This is a genomic window from Agromyces sp. G08B096 (assembly GCF_040267705.1).
GTDB lineage: Bacteria > Actinomycetota > Actinomycetes > Actinomycetales > Microbacteriaceae > Agromyces.
On record NZ_CP158374.1, the window covers coordinates 418,284 to 437,167 of the forward strand.

At 73.5% G+C, this 18,884-nt stretch carries 18 protein-coding genes; 11 read left to right on the top strand and 7 right to left on the bottom strand.

What is annotated here, in order from left to right; translation table 11 throughout:
* Window positions 1-58: 58 nt before the first annotated feature.
* Complete coding sequence (locus ABIQ69_RS02070) at window positions 59-1,153, bottom strand: hypothetical protein (protein ID WP_350348742.1); 1,095 nt, start codon at window positions 1,151-1,153, stop codon at window positions 59-61.
* A 144-nt stretch (window positions 1,154-1,297) separates the two neighbouring features.
* Here ABIQ69_RS02070 and ABIQ69_RS02075 point away from each other — a divergent pair, with 144 nt between their 5' ends.
* From ABIQ69_RS02075 to ABIQ69_RS02090, 4 genes are all read left to right on the top strand, one after another.
* Entirely contained in the window at window positions 1,298-4,654 is a 3,357-nt protein-coding gene (locus tag ABIQ69_RS02075; RefSeq protein ID WP_350348743.1) for an efflux RND transporter permease subunit, read from the top strand.
* A 125-nt stretch (window positions 4,655-4,779) separates the two neighbouring features.
* Complete coding sequence (locus ABIQ69_RS02080) at window positions 4,780-5,127, top strand: heavy metal-associated domain-containing protein (protein WP_350348744.1); 348 nt, start codon at window positions 4,780-4,782, stop codon at window positions 5,125-5,127.
* Complete coding sequence (locus ABIQ69_RS02085) at window positions 5,124-5,717, top strand: DUF305 domain-containing protein (RefSeq protein WP_350348745.1); 594 nt, start codon at window positions 5,124-5,126, stop codon at window positions 5,715-5,717. Before ABIQ69_RS02080 ends, ABIQ69_RS02085 begins: the two co-directional genes overlap by 4 nt.
* A 95-nt stretch (window positions 5,718-5,812) precedes the next feature.
* On the top strand, window positions 5,813-6,565 hold the full coding sequence (locus ABIQ69_RS02090) for a GntR family transcriptional regulator (RefSeq protein WP_350348746.1): 753 nt from the start codon (window positions 5,813-5,815) through the stop codon (window positions 6,563-6,565).
* Between the two features lie 28 nt (window positions 6,566-6,593).
* On the opposite strand, the gene ABIQ69_RS02095 is transcribed toward ABIQ69_RS02090, so the two are convergent.
* The 3 genes from ABIQ69_RS02095 to ABIQ69_RS02105 all read right to left on the bottom strand — a co-directional run bounded on the left by ABIQ69_RS02095 (window position 6,594) and on the right by ABIQ69_RS02105 (window position 10,672).
* Entirely contained in the window at window positions 6,594-7,415 is an 822-nt protein-coding gene (locus ABIQ69_RS02095) for an ABC transporter permease (RefSeq protein WP_350348747.1), read from the bottom strand.
* Window positions 7,412-8,437 carry an ABC transporter ATP-binding protein gene (locus ABIQ69_RS02100; RefSeq protein ID WP_350348748.1) on the bottom strand — a complete coding sequence of 342 codons (1,026 nt, stop codon included), beginning with the start codon at window positions 8,435-8,437 and terminating at the stop codon, window positions 7,412-7,414. The genes ABIQ69_RS02095 and ABIQ69_RS02100 overlap by 4 nt, the downstream gene beginning before the upstream one ends.
* Before the next feature lie 108 nt (window positions 8,438-8,545).
* On the bottom strand, window positions 8,546-10,672 hold the full coding sequence (locus ABIQ69_RS02105) for a copper-translocating P-type ATPase (RefSeq protein WP_350348749.1): 2,127 nt from the start codon (window positions 10,670-10,672) through the stop codon (window positions 8,546-8,548).
* On the opposite strand from ABIQ69_RS02105, the gene ABIQ69_RS02110 reads away from it, so the two are divergent.
* The 6 genes from ABIQ69_RS02110 (at window position 10,658) to ABIQ69_RS02135 (ending at window position 14,206) form a co-directional block, all read left to right on the top strand.
* Entirely contained in the window at window positions 10,658-10,912 is a 255-nt protein-coding gene (locus ABIQ69_RS02110; protein ID WP_350348750.1) for a hypothetical protein, read from the top strand. The genes ABIQ69_RS02105 and ABIQ69_RS02110 overlap by 15 nt on opposite strands.
* 208 nt (window positions 10,913-11,120) lie before the next feature.
* Window positions 11,121-12,137 carry an NAD-dependent epimerase/dehydratase family protein gene (locus ABIQ69_RS02115; RefSeq protein ID WP_350348751.1) on the top strand — a complete coding sequence of 339 codons (1,017 nt, stop codon included), beginning with the start codon at window positions 11,121-11,123 and terminating at the stop codon, window positions 12,135-12,137.
* 45 nt (window positions 12,138-12,182) lie between these two features.
* The gene (locus ABIQ69_RS02120; protein WP_350348752.1) at window positions 12,183-13,115 is read left to right on the top strand and encodes an arginase family protein; all 933 of its coding nucleotides are present in this window, start codon (window positions 12,183-12,185) and stop codon (window positions 13,113-13,115) included.
* Window positions 13,116-13,136: 21 nt separating this feature from the next.
* On the top strand, window positions 13,137-13,631 hold the full coding sequence (locus tag ABIQ69_RS02125; RefSeq protein WP_350348753.1) for a histidine phosphatase family protein: 495 nt from the start codon (window positions 13,137-13,139) through the stop codon (window positions 13,629-13,631).
* A 133-nt stretch (window positions 13,632-13,764) separates the two neighbouring features.
* Entirely contained in the window at window positions 13,765-13,896 is a 132-nt protein-coding gene (locus ABIQ69_RS02130; RefSeq protein WP_350348754.1) for a hypothetical protein, read from the top strand.
* A 13-nt stretch (window positions 13,897-13,909) separates the two neighbouring features.
* The gene (locus ABIQ69_RS02135) at window positions 13,910-14,206 is read left to right on the top strand and encodes a DUF503 family protein (RefSeq protein WP_350350059.1); all 297 of its coding nucleotides are present in this window, start codon (window positions 13,910-13,912) and stop codon (window positions 14,204-14,206) included.
* Window positions 14,207-14,281: 75 nt separating this feature from the next.
* On the opposite strand, the gene ABIQ69_RS02140 is transcribed toward ABIQ69_RS02135, so the two are convergent.
* Entirely contained in the window at window positions 14,282-14,749 is a 468-nt protein-coding gene (locus ABIQ69_RS02140; protein ID WP_350348755.1) for a VOC family protein, read from the bottom strand.
* A gap of 102 nt (window positions 14,750-14,851) precedes the next feature.
* Here ABIQ69_RS02140 and ABIQ69_RS02145 point away from each other — a divergent pair, with 102 nt between their 5' ends.
* Complete coding sequence (locus tag ABIQ69_RS02145) at window positions 14,852-15,826, top strand: WYL domain-containing protein (protein WP_350348756.1); 975 nt, start codon at window positions 14,852-14,854, stop codon at window positions 15,824-15,826.
* 32 nt (window positions 15,827-15,858) lie between these two features.
* On the opposite strand, the gene hutI is transcribed toward ABIQ69_RS02145, so the two are convergent.
* Both hutI and hutU read right to left on the bottom strand, forming a co-directional pair.
* Window positions 15,859-17,142: an imidazolonepropionase gene (gene hutI / locus ABIQ69_RS02150; protein ID WP_350350060.1), complete on the bottom strand. Its 1,284-nt coding sequence runs from the start codon at window positions 17,140-17,142 to the stop codon at window positions 15,859-15,861.
* A gap of 14 nt (window positions 17,143-17,156) precedes the next feature.
* Window positions 17,157-18,857, bottom strand: coding sequence for a urocanate hydratase (hutU, locus tag ABIQ69_RS02155; protein ID WP_350348757.1), 1,701 nt, complete (start codon window positions 18,855-18,857; stop codon window positions 17,157-17,159).
* Between the last annotated feature and the right edge of the window lie 27 nt (window positions 18,858-18,884).

An 18,884-nucleotide genomic window follows, 5' to 3' on the forward strand; every position in this document is an offset into this window, starting at 1 on the left:
CGTGTCCGTCTGCGTGACGGCGCGCGGGAGCGCGACCGAGCAGACGGGACGGCACCCGTCAGTCAGGGGTGGTGTCGGTCTCGAAGACCGGCGACGACGGCAGCGCGTCGTCGACCGAGTTGAGCGCGAGCGACGCGAGCGCGTCGAGCTGGAAGGCGGCGGATGCCGCGTCGGAACCGCTGAGGCCGCCGGCCTGGCCGCCCTGCGCCGAACCGCCGGCGCCCGGCGCGCCCGGCGCGCTCGCGGGCGCGGCCGGCGTGGCGGGAGCGCCCGGCGTCTGAGCCGGGGCGAGGTCGGCGGAGCCGCCTGCAGGCGCGGAGCCCGGCGGCGCGCCTGATGCCGCACCGGAGCCGGCGCGAAGTGACTGCGAGCCGCCCGGCGGCGCGTCGGAGACGCTCGCGGGCGCCGCGCCCGGCGGGCCGGGATCGCCAGAGACCACGCCGCCGGAGGCCGGAGCGCCGGGTGGTGTGGCGGGCTCGTCGACCCCGGGGTCGGTGCCCGTACCCGGCAGCAGCGGAACGTCGGGGAGGTCGGGCAGGATGCCGCCGTCGGGCAGCGACCCGGTCGAGCCGACGACCGCGCCGAGCGTGTCGTCGACCAGGCCGGTGACGGGCGTGACGACGGTGCCGAGCGTGTCGTCGCCGAGCAGTCCGCCGACGATCGGAAGGGCGCCGACGATCTGGTCGAGGCCTTCGGTCACGGGGTCGACGATGCCACTGACCGTGCCGCCTCCGGCGACGCCGGAGACCACGTCGGTGACGCCGCCCACGACCTCGGTGACCGTGCCGTCGACCGCGTCGACCGTGCCGTCGACCGCGCCGGTCGTGGTGTCCACGACTTCGGGCACGACCTCGACGACCTCGGCGACGGGCTCGGGCGCGACCTCGACGACCGGCTCCAGCACCTCGTTCACCGGCGCGACGACCGTGCCGACGACGCCGCCGAGCAGGTCGCCGACGGCACCCGTGGTCGACGAGACGTCGCCCAGCAGACCGCCGACGGCGCCGAGCAGACCGCTGCCGTCGCGCTCGTCGGCGGAGGCCGATTGCGCCCCGGAGACGAGGCTGATCACGAGCCAGCCGGCGGAGACCGCGGTGCCGAGAAGGGCATACCGAAGCACCGGTCGACGCACACGCGCGGTCGCTTCGGTCATCGGATCACCCCCGCCTCTCTGCACGATAACCGACGGGCCTCGCGTGACGAGACCCCCGAACGGGGGCCAAATCCGACCGAACGGCGCTCGGCATTCAGCTTCTCGTGACCTTTCGGACACACGTGTCCTGAGAGAATCGACCCCATGTCCCTGCTTGCCAAGCTCAGCATGAAGAACCGCGCCCTCATCGCGCTCGTCACGATCGTGGTCGCGATCTTCGGCGGCATCTCGCTCACGAGCCTCAAGCAGGAGCTGGCCCCCTCGATCGAGTTCCCGCAGCTCATGATCGTGACCAGCTACCCGGGCGCCTCGCCCGACATCGTCAACACGGATGTCTCCACCCCCATCGAGACCGCGATCCAGGGCATCACCGGGCTCGAGTCGACGTCGACGACGAGCTCGACCGGACTCTCCCGGGTCACCGCGAGCTTCACCTACGGCACCGACCTCGCGTTCGCCGAGCAGAAGCTGCTGTCGTCGGTCAACCGCGTCCAGGGGCAGCTGCCGGAGGACGTGGACCCGCAGGTCGTCGCGTTCAGCCTCGACGACTTCCCGGTGATCTCGATCGCCGTCACCGGCGCCGACGACATCAGCGCCCTCTCCGACGAGATCACCCGAACCACCCTCGGCGAGATCGAGGACATCGACGGCGTCCGCGAGGCCAGCCTCGTCGGCGACATCGGCCAGCGCGTCACCATCACGCCAGACCAGGCGAAGCTCGCCTCGTTCGGTCTCACCCAGCAGGCCATCCGCGACGCCCTTCAGCAGAACGGCGTGCTCGTCCCGGGCGGCACCGTCACCGAGGGTGACACGACGTTCTCTGTGCAGACGGGCACCCGGCTGGGGAGCGTCGACGACCTCGCGGCGCTGCCGCTCGTCGGGGCCACCCAGCAGCAGCCGTCCCTTCCCGACGCCGGTGACGGCGAGGGTTCGCCCGACACGGGCGCTGCCCCCGAGGCCGGCGCGGACGCCGGTCTGGCCGCCGGGGCGATCACCGCGCCGAGCGCCGTCGCCGTACCCGCCGAGGTCACCATCGCGGACGTCGCGACCGTCGAGCTCACCGACAACCCCGTGACGAGCATCTCGCGCGTGAACGGCGAGCCCGCCCTCACGATCTCCGTCACGAAGCTGCCCGCCGCGAACACCGTCGAGGTGTCGAACGCCGTCACCGCCCTGCTGCCCGATCTCGAGTCGTCGCTCGACACGACGAACCCCGGGGCATCCTTCACCGTCGTGTTCGACCAGGCGCCCTACATCGAGCAGTCCATCGAATCGCTCGCGACCGAGGGCCTGCTGGGTCTCCTCTTCGCGGTGATCGTGATCCTCGTCTTCCTGCTCTCCGTTCGGGCGACGCTCGTGACCGCGATCTCCATCCCGACGTCGGTGCTCATCACCTTCATCGGCCTCCAGGTCGCGGACTACACGCTGAACATCCTCACGCTCGGCGCCCTCACCATCGCGATCGGCCGTGTCGTCGACGACTCGATCGTGGTCATCGAGAACATCAAGCGGCATCTCGTCGCCGGCGTCGACAAGGCCTCCACCATCGTGCGCGCCGTGCGCGAGGTCGCCGGCGCGATCACCGCGTCGACCATCACGACCGTCGCCGTGTTCCTGCCGATCGCGCTCGTCGAGGGCGTCACGGGCGAGCTGTTCCGGCCGTTCTCGCTCACGGTCACGATCGCGCTCCTCGCGTCGCTCCTCGTCGCGCTCACCATCGTGCCGGTGCTCGCGTACTGGTTCCTGAAGCCCGCGAAGCCGCATAAGCACGACGAGCAGTCGGATGCCGCGGCGGCCGCGTTCGTCGACGAGGAGGCTCCCGGGCAGCCCGTCGACGAGCTCGAGCACCCGTCGCGTCTGCAGCGCGGTTACCTGCCGATCATCGAGTGGACGCTGAAGCACGGGGTCGTCACCCTCGTCGTCGCGGTGCTCATCCTCGGCGGCACGCTCGCGCTGACGCCGTTCATGAAGACGAACTTCCTCGGCTCGTCGGGGCAGAACACGTTCCAGGTGACCCAGGAGCTGCCGGTCGGCACGAGCCTCGACGCACTCGACGAGGCCTCGACCTCGGTCGAGCAGGCGCTGCTCGACACCGAGGGCGTCGAGACCGTGCAGACCTCGATCGGCTCGGGCGGGCGCGGGCTCGCCGCCGTGCTCGGCGGGGCGAGCGCGACCGTCACCTACTCGGTCACCACCGACGAGGGCGCCGACCAGGACGCGCTGCAGGCCGAGGTGCGCGAAGAACTCGACGGCATCGACGACGCCGGTGAGATCACGCTCGCCGCGTCGAGCGGCTTCGGCGCCTCGAGCGACATCGAGGTCGACATCACCGCCTCGAACGCGGAGGACCTGCAGGCCGCGACCAACGCGGTCGTCGACGAGCTCGACGGCATCGACTCGCTCGCGCAGGTCTCCTCGAACCTCGAACAGGGGCGTCCGTACATCGCCGTCGAGGTCGACCGGGCCGCTGCCGCCGCGGCGGGCTACTCGGAGGTCGCGCTCGGCGGCTACGTCTCGGCCGCCATGTCGCCGCAGAGCGCCGGGTCGATCGTCATCGACGAGAAGACCCTGACGATCTACCTCGCCACCGACGCCCCGCCCGCCACGGTCGAGGAGCTGCAGGCGCTCGAGGTGCCGACGCCCGCCGGGCTCGTGCGGCTCGACACCCTCGCCACCGTCGAAGAGGTCGACGGGCCGGCCACCGTCACCACGGTGCAGGGCCTGCGCAGCGCCACCGTCGCGGCGACCCCGTCGGGCGACGACCTCGGCACCGCGAGCGCCGCCGTGCAGGTCGCGGTCGACGAGGTCGACCTGCCCGCCGGCACCTCCGCCTCCATCGGCGGCGTCACCGCCGACCAGACGGAGTCGTTCTCGCAGCTCGGCCTGGCGCTGCTCGCCGCGATCCTCATCGTCTACATCGTCATGGTCGCCACGTTCCGGTCGCTGCTCCAGCCGCTGCTGCTGCTCGTGTCGGTGCCGTTCGCCGCGACCGGAGCGATCGCACTGCAGGTGGCCACCGGCATCCCGCTCGGCGTCGCGTCGCTCGTCGGCGTGCTCATGCTCGTCGGCATCGTGGTGACGAACGCCATCGTGCTCGTCGACCTGGTGAACCAGTACCGGGATCGCGGCATGAGCGTGCGGGAGGCGCTGCTGCACGGGGCATCCCGTCGTCTGCGGCCGATCCTCATGACCGCGCTCGCGACGATCTTCGCGCTGCTGCCCATGGCGCTCGGGATCACCGGGCACGGCGGGTTCATCTCGCAGCCGCTCGCGCTCGTCGTCATCGGCGGCCTGCTGTCGTCCACGGTGCTGACCCTCGTCGTGCTGCCCGTGCTCTACGACCTCGTCGAGGGCGGTCGCGAACGTCGCCGCGCGCGGAAGGCGGAGCAGTCCGGAGGCGCCGGGGGAGGAGCGCCCGTCGACGGTGCGCCTGCGGACGGAGGGCCGGTCCCGGCCGGTGCGGCGCCTGCGGCGCCGGCCCCGACCCCGCCCACGGACTGACGCGGGTCCCGCCGGCCGCGCCGCGTCGTCCCGTCGCCCGGTCGTCGGGTGGTCGGTGCGCCTGGCTGTGGACATAGGTACCCCAGGGGGGTATAGTACAGATGACGAGACGGAAGGACTCCGACATGACCACCACCCCCGCCGACGCCCGCCTGCTGCCCCTCGCCGACGAGGCCGCCGACGCCTCGTGCTCGTGCTGCGCCGTGCCCGCCACCACGTCCGCGAGCGCCGACGAGCAGGCCGCCGCGACCGACGCGATCGTCGCCGAGTACGCCGTCGCGGGCATGACCTGCGGCAACTGCGTCGCCCACGTCACCTCCGACCTGTCCGCGCTCGAGGGCGTCCGTGCCGTCGAGGTCGACCTCGTCGCGGGCGGCGTCTCCACCGTCCGGGTGACGAGCGACGTCGCCCTCGAAACCGACGTCGTCGCCGAGGCCGTCGCCGACGCCGGGTACCAGGTGGTGCAGCGATGAGCCGCCGGCGAGGCATCCCGCTGCTCGGCGCCGTGGGACTCGCGGGCGTGCTCGCCCTGACCGGCTGCGCGACGTCCGCGACCGAGGCCGGCGGCGGCCACGACGGGCACGGGTCCGCGAGCGAGGCACCCGCCGAGGCATCCGCCGCCGACGTGATGTTCGCGCAGATGATGATCCCGCACCACGAGCAGGCGCTCGAGATGAGCGCGATCGTGCTCGCGAAGCCGGGTCTTGCGCCCGAGGTCGCCGAGCTCGCTGAGGAGATCCAGGCGGCGCAGGGCCCGGAGATCGCCCAGCTCGAGCAGTGGCTCGAGGAGTGGGGCGAGCCGCGCGAGATGCCCGAGGGCCACGGCCACGAGATGGACGGCATGCTGAGCGACGACGAGCTCGCCGCCCTCGAGTCGGCCGATGCCGAGACGGCGTCGACGCTGTTCCTCGAGCAGATGATCGCCCACCACGAGGGCGCCGTGGCGATGGCCGAGGAGGAGCTCGAGGCGGGCACCCACGAGGGTGCACTCGAGCTCGCTCAGGCGATCGTCGACACCCAGACCGCGGAGATCGAGCGGATGCGGGAGCTCCTCGCGGGCTGACCGGCACGCCTCGCCCCCGCCCGTTCACGCAGAGTTCACGCGGCCGTCTCCCCGGCTCCATCGGCACCGGGCGGGCGCGTTCGTAGGGTCGAGACATGTCCGCCACCACCGCGCCCGTCTCCCAGCGCGTGCGCGCGGAGCTTCGCCAGCGCATCGAGCGCGGCGAGTGGACGCCCGGCATGTCGCTGCCGAGCGAGGCGGCGCTGTGCCGCGAGTTCGGCACCTCGCGCGGCCCGGTGCGCCGGGCGCTCTCCGCGCTGCGCGCCGAGGGGTTCGTCGTCGGCGGACGCGGTCGCCCGCCCGTCGTGGGCAAGGTGGTGCCGGCGCAGTCGCTCTCGACCTTCAAATCGTTCACGGAGTGGGCGCGCGAGGAGGGCAAGACGCCCGGCACCCGTACGCTCGTGCTCGAGCGCAGGGCCTCGACGTCGACCGTCGCCGGGCTCCTCGAACTCGACGAGGGTGCGGTCGTGGTCGACCTGGTGCGGGTCCGGCTGCTCGACGACGTGCCGATCATGATCGAGCGGGCCTCCTTCGTGCCCGACGTCGGACGCTACCTCTTCGGCTTCGACCCCGACTCGGGGTCGGTGTCGGCCGAGCTGGCCCGCCACGGCGCACCGCTCGTGAGCGCCAGGCACACCATCGACGCGGTCGCCGCGAACCGGCTCGACGCCGAGGCGCTCGGCATCGCGGCCGGCGCACCGCTGCTCCGCGAACGGCGGCTGTCGAAGGATGCCTCGGGCCGGCCGGTCGAGCACGCCGAGGCGAGGTACCGGTCGGAGTTCGCGACGTTCCGCGTCGACAACCGGGCCATGGATGCGAGCCCCATCGAGGTGCGCTCCAGCGAGTGAACGCACCCCGACGGGCGGCATCCGGTGCTCACATCGAGCGCTGGTACGCGCGGATCGAGCGCACGGCCCACGCGAACGCGAGTGCCGCGATCGCGGCGAGCAGCGCGGTGCGGCCGGCCGCGAGCGACCAGTCGAGGTCGCCGGCGAGGCCGTCGCGGGCGATCTCGACCGCCCACGTCATGGGGTTCCAGGCGGCGACGGCGGCGACCCAGTCGGGCAGCAGCGAAGCGGGCATCATCGTCGTCGAGAGGAAGGTGGCGGGCAGCACCACCGTCTGCGAGAGCCCGATCAGGGCGACCTGGCTGCGCGTGGTGAGCGCGACGGCCGTCGACGCGCAGCAGAACGCGGTCGCGAGCAGCGTGGCCGCCGCGAGGGCGATGAGGATGCCGCCGGCTCCGCCGGGGTAGCGGGCACCCGCGAGCCAGCCGATGCCGAGCACGATCGCCGACTGCGCCAGGTTGATCACGAGCTGCTGCAGCAGCTGCCCGGTGATGATCGCCGACCGCGCGATCGGTGCCGTGAGCAGCTGGTCCATGACGCCGGATCGCATGTCGTCGATGTACCCGGTGCCGGCCCAGGCGCCCGAGTACAGCACGGTCATCATCAGCACGCCGGGCACGAGGTAGGCGATGTAGCCGCCGTCGCCGAAGGCAGGCAGCTCGCCGAGCGAGGAGTACACCTGGCCGAACAGGACGATCCAGATGATCGGCTGCAGCAGCGACATGACGGGGCCCCAGGCCTGCCGCCAGGTGCCAAGCATCCAGCGGGCGCACACCTGCCCCGTCTGGGTGAACCAGCTCGCGTCGTGCGCGGCCGTGGTGGACGTGGTGGCGACGAGGGCGGTGCTCATGCCGCGGCTCCTTCCTGGTGGGCGGCGCCGCGCGCCGCGGTGTCGATGCTCCGGCCGACGTGGTGCAGGTAGACGTCGTCGAGGCTGGGTCGCGACGCGGCGACCGCGCCGAACGGGATGCCGCTGCCCTCGAGCGCCGCGATGACGCGGCCGACCGCGGCCGAGGCGTCGTCGGTGCGGGCGACGAGCGAGCCGACCGGCCCGTTCACCTCGACGACGACCTCGCGGAGCGCGGGGATGCCGGCGACCGCGAGCCGCACGGCCGCGGGGTCGGGCTCGAAGAGCGCGACGCGCACGGTGTCGCCGCGGAGGGCGGACTTCAGCTCGGCCGCGGTGCCCTGCACGACCTTGGTGCCGTGGTCGATGATGACGAGCTCGTCGGCCAGGCGGTCGGCCTCTTCGAGATAGTGCGTGGTGAGCACGACCGTGAGCCCGCCCTCGGCGGACAGTCGGCGGATCTCGGCCCACATCGCGGCGCGCGCCTCGGGGTCGAGCCCGGTCGTGGGCTCGTCGAGGAAGAGCACCTCGGGCCGGTGCACGAGCGCGCACGCGACGTCGAGGCGGCGGCGCATGCCGCCCGAGTACGAGCCGACCGCGCGCGAGCCGGCGTCGGTGAGGCCGAACTCGTGCAGCAGTGCCGTCGCCCGTTCGCGGGCGGCGATGCGGGAGAGCCCCCGCAGGCGACCGGCGAGCGCGAGGTTCTCCGCGCCGGTGAGGAGCGGGTCGGCGCCCGTGCCCTGCGACACGTAGCCGACGGCGCGGCGCACGGCCGCGGCATCCGTCGTGACGTCGTGTCCGGCGACGCTCGCCCGGCCGGCGTCGGGGCGCGACAGCGTGGTGAGGATCTTCGTGGTCGTCGACTTGCCGGCGCCGTTCGGGCCGAGCATGCCGAAGACCGAGCCGCGCGGGACCTCGAAGTCGAGGCCGCGCAGGGCGGGCACGGGGGTGCGACCGCGGCGGTAGGTCTTCTCGAGCGCCTCGGCGACGATCGCGGTCGCTCCGGCACCAGTCATCTTGATCATGCCGAGTACTGTAACAGATCAACTACCAAACCACACGAACTGATTCCGGCGCCGAACGACGAAGGACCGGCCCGCGAACGGACCGGTCCTCCTCATCGTGAGGTGCGGCTAGCCGCGCTCGAGCACCGCCCTGGTGGATGCCTCGGGCGCGAGGTCGAGTCGCCGGAGCAGCTGCGCGTTCAGCGCCACGATCACCGTCGACAGGCTCATGAGGATGGCGCCCACCGACATCGGCAGCACGAACCCGATCGGCGCCAGCACGCCCGCCGCGAGCGGGACCGACAGCAGGTTGTACCCGGCCGCCCACCACAGGTTCTGCGTCATCTTGCGATACGTCGCCCGGGACAGCTCGATCACCGACAGCACCGATCGCGGATCGCTCGAGGCGAGCACGACCCCCGCCGAGGCGATCGCCACATCGGTGCCTGCGCCGATCGCGATGCCCACGTCCGCCTGCGCGAGCGCCGGGGCGTCGTTCACCCCGTCGCCCACCATCGCGACCGTGAGTCCCTCGGACTGGAGCTCCTGCACCTTCGCCGCCTTGTCCTCGGGCCGGACGCCGGCGTACACCCGGTCGATGCCGAGCGCGACCGCGACCGACCGCGCCACCGGCTCGGCGTCGCCCGTGATCATCACGACCTGCACGCCGAGCGCGTGCAGCGCGTCGACGGCCTCCTTCGACTCGGGCCGCACCTCGTCGGCCAGCGCGATCGCGCCCGCCACCTCGCCGTCGACCAGCACGTGCAGCACCGTCTGGCCGGCCTCGCTCCAGCCGGCGGAGGCGGCGAGCGGCTCGGCGCCGGCCCCGGCGAGCATCGCCGGACCGCCGACCTGCACCGCACGACCGTCGACCTCGGCGCGCACACCGACGGCGGCCGACGCTTCGAACCCGGATGCCGCGGGCACGGCGAGCTGCCGCCGCGCGGCGTCGGCCACGATGGCCTTCGCCAGCGGGTGCTCGGAGTCGCCCTCCGCGGCCGCCGCGAGCGCCAGCACGCGGTCGGCGTCGAAGCCGGCGGCGGCGACGGCGTCGGTCACCGCCGGCTCGCCCTTGGTGAGGGTGCCGGTCTTGTCGAACAGCACGGCGCCGACGGTGCGCATCGTCTCGAGCGCGAGCCGGTCGGTCACGAGCACGCCGCCCTTCGCGGCCCGCTCGGTCGCGATCTGCACCACGAGCGGGATCGCGAGGCCGAGGGCGTGGGGGCACGCGATCACGAGGACCGTGATGGTCCGGACGACGGCGTCGTCGGGGTCGCCGAGCAGCGTCCACGCGATCGCCGTGAGGACGGCCGCGCCGAGCGCGAACCAGAACAGCCAGCCCGCGGCACGGTCGGCCAGCCGCTGCGCCCGCGACGTGGACGCCTGCGCCTGGGCGACGAGGCGCTGGATGCCCGCGAGTGCGGTGTCGTCGCCGATCGCGCCGACCCGCACGCGGATCGCGGTGTCGGTCGCCACTGTGCCCGCGACGACGTGGTCGCCCGGGCCGCGGCGCACCGGCCGAGACTCGCCCGTGATCATCGACTCGTCGACGTCAGCCGTGCCCTCGATCACGTCACCGTCGGCAGGCACCCGCCCGCCGGGGCGCACGACGACCACGTCGCCGACCGCGAGCTCGGACGGGGCGACCCGCTCGATCGTGCCGCCGTCGGCGCCGCCGACCACCCGCTCGGCCTCGTCGGGCAGGAGCGCCGCGAGGGCGTCGAGCGCGCTCGAGGCCTGCATGATCGACTTCATCTCGATCCAGTGCCCGAGCAGCATGATCACGATGAGGAGCGCGAGCTCCCACCAGAAGTCGAGGTGGTGGCTGAGCAGGCCGAGGCTGGCGCCCAGGCTCGCGAAGTAGGCGACCGTGATCGCCAGCCCGATGAGGAGCATCATGCCGGGCTTGCGTGCCTTCAGCTCCGACCAGGCGCCGGTGAGGAACGGCTTACCGCCCCAGAAGTACATGACGGTGCCGAGGATCGGCGAGATCCATGCGATCGCCGGGTTGTCGGGCAGCGGGTAGCCGAGGATCGAGGCGAACATCGGGCTGAACGCGATGGTCGGGATCGCGACGACGAGCATGATCCAGAAGAGGCGGCGGAACTGGCCGACGTGATCGCCGTGGCCGCCGTGGCCGCCGTGGCCTCTGTGACCGGAATGGCCGGCGTGACCGTCGTGGGCCTGATGCGCGTCGTGGCCGGCGTGGTGGTCGTGGCCGGCGTGCGCCTCGGATGCCTCATGCCCGGCGTGCATCGAGTGGCCCTCGTGACCGTCGTGGCCCTCGTGACCGTCGTGGCCCGCGTGCGCGTCGTGCGCCTGCGGGCCCTCGTGCCCGTGATGGCCCTCGTGCCCGTGATGGTCTTCGTGACCCTCGTGCTCGTCGTGTCCCGCGTGCGCATCGTGCTCGTGGGCCGCGTGCTCCTCGCGCCGTGTGGTGTCCATTCGATCGTCCTCCTGGGATCAGGCTATACCCCATGGGGGTATTCGCGATAGGACAACGGCGCGACCGGCATCCGCATTCCCGCACCGATCACGCGCGACGTGCTCGACGGTACCGGCGACGCGCGCGGGAGCCAACCCCCGCGGTGACGGCGCGATCGACCGGGGCTGACCGGCGCGCGGCGTCCGCCCACGGCAGACGCCGTACGCGGCGGGCGAACACCGCGTGCGGGGCATCCGATCGCCGTGCTTGCATGAGCCCATGGACCTGCTCATCCTCGGTGGAACGCAATGGGTCGGCCGCGCGCTCGCGGCCGAGGCGCTGGCGCGCGGGCACGCGGTGACCTGCCTCGCGCGCGGCGAAGCCGGCGAAGTGGCGCCCGGCGCCGACCTCGTGGTAGCCGACCGGACGCAGCCCGGCGCGTACGACGCGGTCGTGGATCGCGAGTGGGACGCGGTGATCGACGTCACGCGCGAGCCGCTGTTCGCGCGCGAGGCGGCGGCCGCGCTCGCGCCGAAGGCCCGGCTCGGGGTGTTCATCTCGACCGGGAACGTGTACGCGCACCACGACGTGCCGGGAGGTGACGAGTCGGTCGAGCTCCTGCCGCCGCTCGAGGCCGACCGCTCGACGCCAGAGACCTACGGCGAGGCGAAGGTCGCGTGCGAGCTCGCGTACCGCGCGGCGTTCGGCGACCGCCTGCTCATCGTGCGGCCGGGCCTCATCGGCGGGCCCGGCGACCCGTCCGGCCGCACCGGTTCGTACGTCGTGCGCGCCGCCCGCGACACCGAGGCGCCGATGCTCGTACCCGACATCCCGGAGGCCGCGGCCCAGTTCATCGACGTGCGCGATCTCGTCGCCTGGGTGCTGCAGGCCGTGGAGGACGGTCTCACGGGCACGTTCAACGCCGTCGGCGACCGGTCGACGTTCGGCGCCCTGCTCGACGTCTCGCGCCAGGTCGGGGGGCACGCCGGCGAGGTCGTCGCCGCGCCGTCGACGTGGCTCGAGTCGCGGGGCGTGAACGAGTGGTCGGGCCCCGACTCGCTCGCGTTCTGGATCATCGACCCGTCATGGTCGGGCTTCCAGGACCGGTCGAACACCGCGGCCGTGCACGCCGGCCTCCGCGTGCGGCCCGTCGAGGACTCCCTGGGCGACGTGCTCGCCTGGGAGCGCGAGCAGGGCCTCGACCGCGAGCGCGGCGCCGGGCTGTCGCCCGCCCGCGAGGCGGAGCTCATCGCCGACTGGCGCGCGTCGGGTCCGGGATCGCAGACGACGACCTGATCGGATGCCTCGGCGCGGGGCATCCGGCGCCGTTAGCGTGAGGGCATGGCCCTCTCGCACGATCCGAACTGGCCCCGCGCGGGCGGCTGGCCCGCCCTCGACGACCTCGCGCCGGACGAACGCGCGGGACTCGCGCTCATCGGCGTGCCCGCCTGGCGCACCTCGCTGTCGCCGACCGCCGCGCACGCGACGCCCGCCGCGATCCGCGACGCGCTCGCCCGGTACAGCCCCGCGCTCGTCCCCGATCGGCGCTCCGCCGGAGCGGCCGCCCCGCTCGATCTCGACGAGGCGATCGCCGTGGTCGACGCGGGCGACGTCGACGAGCCCGACGGTCCGGAGGGCGAAGCCCGCACGCGTGCCGCGGTGCGCCGCGCCCTGGAGGTCACCGACACGGTTCTCGCGCTGGGCGGAGACAACTCGGTCACGGTCGCCACCGCGCTCGGCGCATGGGGCGAGGACCTCGGCACTGCCGGGCTCGTGACGATCGACGCGCACTACGACCTCCGCGACGGCGTCTCCAACGGCTCGCCGGTGCGCCGGCTCGTCGAGGGGGGCCTCGACCCCGCGCGCATCGTGCAGGTCGGCATCGCGGACTTCGCCAATTCCGCGGTCTACGCACGGCGTGCTGCCGACCTCGGCATCACCGTCATCCACCGCGACGAACTGCACGGGCGGTCGCCGGCCGACGTCATGGCCGAGGCGATGGAGATCGCGGGCGCCGGCGGCGGGCCGGTGCACCTCGACGTCGACGTCGATGCGTGCGATCGCTCGGTCGTGCCCGCATGTCCGGCCTCGGTGCCCGGGGGCCTCGCGGCGTGGGAGCTCCGCGCGCTCGTCCGGGCCGCGGCGCGCGACCGGCGCGTGCGGTCGGCCGACCTGGTCGAGATCGACGCGACCGCCGACGCGCCCGACGGCCGCACCGTCCGGCTCGCCGCCCTCTGCGTGCTGGAGTTCGCGGCGGGGGTCGCGCTGCGCTGACCGCGGTGGAAGGCTGGCAGCGTGAAGACGTTGCTCGTCGTCCGCCACGCGAAATCCGACTGGGGCCACCCCGGGCTCGACGACCACGACCGGCCGCTGAACGACCGCGGCCTCCGCGACGCGCCGCGCATGGGCGAGCGGCTCGCGGCGAGGGGGCTCGTGCCCGACGTCATCCGGTCGAGCACCGCACTTCGCGCGCGGACCACCGCGGCGCTGCTCGCCGAGGCCCTCGGCCGCGATCCCGGCTCCGTCGAGCTCGACGCCTCGATGTACGCCACCGGCGCGGCGCACCTGCTGGAGGTGATCCGCGGGCTCGACGACGCCGCAGGCACCGCCATGCTCGTCGGTCACAATCCCGAGTCGAGCGCCCTCGTCGTGCGCCTCACCGGCGAGTTCGCCGAGCTGCCGACGTGCGCAGTCGCCGAGATCCGGCTGCCCGTCGATCACTGGGCGGATGCCTCCGCCGATGCGGCCGAGCTCGTCCGGGTCGACACGCCGAAGGACGGGACGCGCTGACGCGGAGCCGGCATCCGCTAGCAGCCGATCGAGCCAGCCACAACGGGTTCCGATGATCCGGCCGACGGCGCACGATGTCCGACGAGGGACGACGCGGGTCGGGAGATCCGATGGGCGGACGAAGGGAGCCATCATGACGGACCAGGGAGCGGGAGCGAAGCCGAGCCAGGCCGAGGGCGAGGATCCGCGCGACGACGAGCAGCGCGTGGAACCGGCTCAGGGCAAGCCGTCCCAGGCGGAGGGTGAGGACCCCGACCGTTCGTGACAAGGGCGTCACCGTGTGGATCGGCTGGGCCGAGTTCGACCTGCTCCTCGGCGACGTGCACTCGCTGAAGGCGAAGCGCGCGGTGCTCCGCCCGCTGCTCGCCGGGCTGCGGCGCGAGACCGAGGCGAGCGTCGCCGAGGTCGGTGCACACGACCTGCACCGCCGGGCCGTCGTCGGCGTGGCCGTCGTGGCGGCGAGCGCCGGATGGGTGGGCGATGTGCTCGACCGGGCCGAACGGCTCGCGGCCGAGCAGCCCCACCTGGTGCTGCTGTCGGTGCGCCGACGCCTTCGGCGGAGCGAGGACGATTGAGCCGGCGCCCGACCCGACCGCGCGTCGACGTCGGGTGCACCGGCGTCGCCGCGCGGTCGGGTCGGACGGCCAGGGTCAGACGCCGGACGGCGAGGCCGCGACGTCGAGGATCCACGTCACGCCGAACGGGTCGACGAGCATCCCGAAGCCCGGGCTCCAGGCCGACGCGGCGAGGGGCTCGATGATCGTCGAGCCGACGGCGAGACGCTGCCAGACGGCGACGACCTCGTCGAGGGTCTCGCCGCTCACCGACACGAAGAACGGCCGGTCGGTGACGGTCGCGCCGTGTTCGCGCGTGGTCGATCCGGCGTTGCCGGCCGAACCGCCGGATTCACCGGGGATGTCGTACGCCATCACGCGGAATCCGGTGGGTGAGTCGACCCGGCCGAAGACGATGCCGTCGGCGCCCGGGGCATCCTTCGGCATGCCGACGTCGCCGTAGGTGGTCGCGCTGAGTTCGCCGCCGAAGACGGAGCGGTAGAACTCGAGCGCCTGGCGCGCGTCGCCGCGGAAGTTGAGGTGGGTGGTCGTGGTCAAGCTCATGTCGGTTCCTCCGGTGATCGCCCGGGCGATTCCCGGGGGTACCACCAGACTGTCGACAGTGCAGGTCAGATCGTGTCCTGGACTCCGAGTACCTTGAGGGACATGACCGCACCGACATCGCGACTGCTGCAGCTCCTGTCGCTGCTGCAGACCCGGCGCGACTGGCCCGGTGCGGTGCTCGCCGAACGTCTCGGCATCAGCGACCGCACCGTGCGCCGCGACGTCGACCGGCTCCGAGAGCTCGGGTACGCCATCACCGCGACCATGGGGCCCGACGGCGGCTACCGCCTCGACGCCGGCGCCGACCTGCCGCCACTGCTCTTCGACGACGATCAGGCCGTCGCGCTCGCCGTCGGCCTGCAGACGGCGGCCGTCGCCGGCGTCGAGCTCGAGGAGGCCGCCCTCCGAGCGCTCACCACCCTGCGGCAGGTGCTGCCCAGCCGGCTGCGACACCGGATCGACGGCCTCGAGATCGTCGCGATCCCGGGTCGCCCCGGCGACGGGCCCACGGCACCCGTCTCCGCGGAGACCCTCGTCGAGCTCTCCACGGCGATCCGGGCCCGACAGGTGCTGCGCCTCGACTACGCCTCAGCGGTTCCGCATGCCGAGCCGGCACGGCACCGCGTCGAGCCGCACCACCTCGCATTCGCCGGCGGCCGCTGGTACCTGCTCGCCTGGGACCTCGACCGCGCCGACTGGCGCGTCTTCCGCGCCGACCGGGTCGCGCCTCGCACCCCGCTCGGCGGGCGGTTCGAGCCCCGTCCGGTGCCGGGCGGCAGCGCGGCCGCCTTCCTGTCCGCCCGCTTCAAGGGCTCGCGCGACGCCGACGAGTGGCCATGCACCGGAACGGTGGAACTGGGCCTGCCCGCCCGCGAGGTGCTGCCCTTCGCCGGCGACGGCACGGTCGAAGACCTCGGCGACGGGCGATGCCGGCTGCGCTCCGGCTCTTGGTCGTGGGTCGCGCTTGCGGCAGCGCTGAACCGGTTCGACACCGACATCGACGTCGTCGAGCCCGAGGAGCTGCGAGCGGCGTTCCGCACGCTCGCCGAACGGAACGCCGCCACCGCGGGCCGGTAGGCGGAGGCGCGAAGCCGGGGTCGGCCGGCGCGTCAGACCGGGTCGCCGGCGAGGACCGGGTCGCCGACCAGCACGCCCTCGCGCCACACCCGACGCACCAGCGGCACGCCGGGCCGGTAGGCGAGGTGCACGTGGCCCGGCGCGGCGAGCTCGACGAGGTCGGCGCGCATCCCGGGCCGCAGGGCCCCGACGTCCTCGCGGCGGAGCGCCCGCGCGCCGCCAGCGGTCGCCGCCCACACCGCCTCGGCGGGTGTCATCCGCATGTCGCGCACCGCGACCGCGATGCAGAACGGCATCGAACTGGTGAAGCTCGAGCCCGGGTTGCAGTCGCTCGCGATCGCCACCGTGACACCCGCGTCGATGAGCCGGCGCGCGTCGGGGTACGGCTGCCTGGTCGAGAACTCGACGCCGGGCAGCAGGGTCGCCACCGTGTCGGAGCCGGCGAGCAGCGCGACGTCCGCGTCGTCGAGGAAGGTGCAGTGGTCGACGGATGCCGCACCGAGTTCGACGGCGAGCGCGACGCCCTCGCCCGGGCCGAGCTGGTTGCCGTGCACGCGCACCCCGAGCCCCGCCTGCCGCCCGGCCTCGAGGACCCGCCGCGACTGCGCGGGCGTGAACGCCCCGCGTTCGCAGAAGGCATCGACCCAGCGCGAGGACGGCGCGCACGCGTCGAGCATCTCGCCGACGACGAGGTCCACGTAAGCGTCGGCGCCCGGGCCGTCGGGCTCGCGGAACTCGGCCGGCACGACGTGCGCACCGAGGAAGGTGACCTCCTCGGTCACCTCGGCCGCGAGGCGCACGAGCCGCGCCTCCGTCGCGACATCCAGCCCGTACCCCGATTTCACCTCGAACGTCGTGGTGCCCTGCGCGTGCAGCTCGGCCACGAATCCCGCGAGCCGAGCGCGCAGGACGTCGTCGCTCGCGGCGCGCGTGGCCGCGACCGTGGAACGGATGCCTCCGGCCTCGTACGGCCGCCCGGCCATGCGCGCGGCGAACTCGTCGGCGCGGTCGCCGCCGAACACCAGATGGGTGTGGCTGTCGACGAAGCCGGGCAGGACGGCCCGCCCACCCGCGTCGACGACCTCGACCGAGGCATCCCGGCTCGCCCGGTGCTCCTCCCCGTCCCGCCGGTCCGCAGCGTCGACCGCGCCCGGCAACTGCTCCGAGGCGTGGGCCGCCGGTCCGACCCAGGCCACCCGGCCGTCTTCGACGAGCACCGCCGCATCGCGGACGATGCCGAGCGGACCGCCCGCTCGGCCGGGCGCCGGATCGTTCGTCACCAGCTCGCCGATGCCCGTCAGGAGCATCCGGCGCACCGCCCCGCCGTCGTTCATCGGCCGGACGGCTCCCCATCGAGCATCGGCACCCGCAGGCCGCGCTCCCGGGCCACCTCGATCGCCCGGTCGTACCCCGCGTCGACGTGGCGCATCACGCCCGTGCCGGGATCGTTCACCAGCACCCGGGCGATCTTCTCCGCGGCGAGGTCCGTGCCGTCGGCCACGACGACCTGCCCGGCGTGGATCGATCGGCCGATGCCCACGCCGCCGCCGTGGTGGATCGACACCCACGTCGCCCCCGAGGCGGTGTTCAGCATGGCGTTCAGCAGCGGCCAGTCGGCGATCGCGTCGGAGCCGTCGGCCATCGACTCGGTCTCGCGGTACGGGCTCGCGACGCTGCCCGCGTCGAGGTGGTCGCGGCCGATGACGACGGGCGCCGACAGCTCGCCGGAGGCCACCATCTCGTTGAACCGCAGCCCCGCGAGGTGACGCTCCTGGTAGCCGAGCCAGCAGATCCGCGCCGGCAGGCCCTCGAAGTGCACCTTCTCACCCGCCTGCGTGATCCAGCGGCGCAGGTGCTCGTCGTGCGGGAACAGGTCGAGGATGGCCCGGTCGGTCGCGGCGATGTCGGCCGGGTCGCCCGACAGCGCCGCCCAGCGGAACGGCCCCTTGCCCTCGGCGAACAGCGGCCGGATGTACGCGGGCACGAAGCCCGGGAAGTCGAACGCGTGCGCATAGCCGCCGAGCTTCGCCTCCGCGCGGATCGAGTTGCCGTAGTCGAAGACCTCGGCGCCCCGCGCCTGGAAGTTCACCATCGCCTCGACCTGCTTGGCCATCGACCGTCGCGCCAGCCGGGTGAACTCCGCCGGGTCGAGCGCCGCGAGTTCGCGCCACTCGCCGACGGCCACCCCCTCGGGCAGATAGGCGAGCGGGTCGTGCGCACTGGTCTGGTCGGTGACGATGTCGATCGGCGCCTCGCGGTCGAGCAGCTCGGTGAAGACGGTCGCGGCGTTGCCGACGACGCCGACGCTCAGCGGCTCCCGCGCCTGCTTCGCGGCGAGCACCCGCTCGAGCGCGACGTCGAGCGACGGCGCGACCTCGTCGAGGTAGCCGTGCTCGACCCGCCGACGCAGCCGAGACTCGTCGACGTCGACGATGAGCACCGCGCCGCCGTGCATGGTGACGGCGAGCGGCTGCGCGCCGCCCATGCCGCCCGCGCCGCCCGTGAGCGTCAGCGTGCCGGCCAGCGACGCGCCCGCGGGACCCTCGCCGCCCTCACGCCGGGCCGCGAGCTTGCGCGCGACCGCGCCGAAGGTCTCATAGGTGCCCTGGAGGATGCCCTGCGTGCCGATGTAGATCCACGACCCGGCCGTCATCTGGCCGTACATCGTGAGCCCCAGGTGCTCGAGGCGGCGGAACTCGGGCCACGTCGCCCAGTCGCCGACGAGATTCGAGTTCGCGATGAGCACCCGCGGCGCCCACTCGTGGGTGCGGAACACCCCGACGGGCTTGCCCGACTGCACGAGCAGCGTCTCGTCGGCCTCGAGGGACTCGAGCTCGCGGACGATGGCGTCGAACGCCTCCCAGCTGCGGGCCGCGCGGCCCGTGCCGCCGTAGACGACGAGGTCTTCGGGGCGTTCGGCGACCTCGGGGTCCAGGTTGTTCATCAGCATGCGGAGCGGCGCCTCGGTCTGCCAGCTCTTCGCGGTGAGGGCCGAGCCCCGAGCGGCGCGGACGGTGCGAGCGTGGGTCATGCTCCGATGCTCGTGCAGGCCGTGGCG

What these genes read in the sequence shown, in the direction of transcription:
- ABIQ69_RS02070 (WP_350348742.1), bottom strand. Translation starts at nt 1,153, where the DNA reads ATGACCGAAGCGACCGCGCGTGTGCGTCGACCGGTGCTTCGGTATGCC.
- ABIQ69_RS02075 (WP_350348743.1), top strand. Translation starts at nt 1,298, where the DNA reads ATGTCCCTGCTTGCCAAGCTCAGCATGAAGAACCGCGCCCTCATCGCG.
- ABIQ69_RS02080 (WP_350348744.1), top strand. Translation starts at nt 4,780, where the DNA reads ATGACCACCACCCCCGCCGACGCCCGCCTGCTGCCCCTCGCCGACGAG.
- ABIQ69_RS02085 (WP_350348745.1), top strand. Translation starts at nt 5,124, where the DNA reads ATGAGCCGCCGGCGAGGCATCCCGCTGCTCGGCGCCGTGGGACTCGCG.
- ABIQ69_RS02090 (WP_350348746.1), top strand. Translation starts at nt 5,813, where the DNA reads ATGTCCGCCACCACCGCGCCCGTCTCCCAGCGCGTGCGCGCGGAGCTT.
- ABIQ69_RS02095 (WP_350348747.1), bottom strand. Translation starts at nt 7,415, where the DNA reads ATGAGCACCGCCCTCGTCGCCACCACGTCCACCACGGCCGCGCACGAC.
- ABIQ69_RS02100 (WP_350348748.1), bottom strand. Translation starts at nt 8,437, where the DNA reads ATGATCAAGATGACTGGTGCCGGAGCGACCGCGATCGTCGCCGAGGCG.
- ABIQ69_RS02110 (WP_350348750.1), top strand. Translation starts at nt 10,658, where the DNA reads ATGCCCGGCGTGCATCGAGTGGCCCTCGTGACCGTCGTGGCCCTCGTG.
- ABIQ69_RS02105 (WP_350348749.1), bottom strand. Translation starts at nt 10,672, where the DNA reads ATGCACGCCGGGCATGAGGCATCCGAGGCGCACGCCGGCCACGACCAC.
- ABIQ69_RS02115 (WP_350348751.1), top strand. Translation starts at nt 11,121, where the DNA reads ATGGACCTGCTCATCCTCGGTGGAACGCAATGGGTCGGCCGCGCGCTC.
- ABIQ69_RS02120 (WP_350348752.1), top strand. Translation starts at nt 12,183, where the DNA reads ATGGCCCTCTCGCACGATCCGAACTGGCCCCGCGCGGGCGGCTGGCCC.
- ABIQ69_RS02130 (WP_350348754.1), top strand. Translation starts at nt 13,765, where the DNA reads ATGACGGACCAGGGAGCGGGAGCGAAGCCGAGCCAGGCCGAGGGCGAG.
- ABIQ69_RS02140 (WP_350348755.1), bottom strand. Translation starts at nt 14,749, where the DNA reads ATGAGCTTGACCACGACCACCCACCTCAACTTCCGCGGCGACGCGCGC.
- ABIQ69_RS02145 (WP_350348756.1), top strand. Translation starts at nt 14,852, where the DNA reads ATGACCGCACCGACATCGCGACTGCTGCAGCTCCTGTCGCTGCTGCAG.
- hutU (WP_350348757.1), bottom strand. Translation starts at nt 18,857, where the DNA reads ATGACCCACGCTCGCACCGTCCGCGCCGCTCGGGGCTCGGCCCTCACC.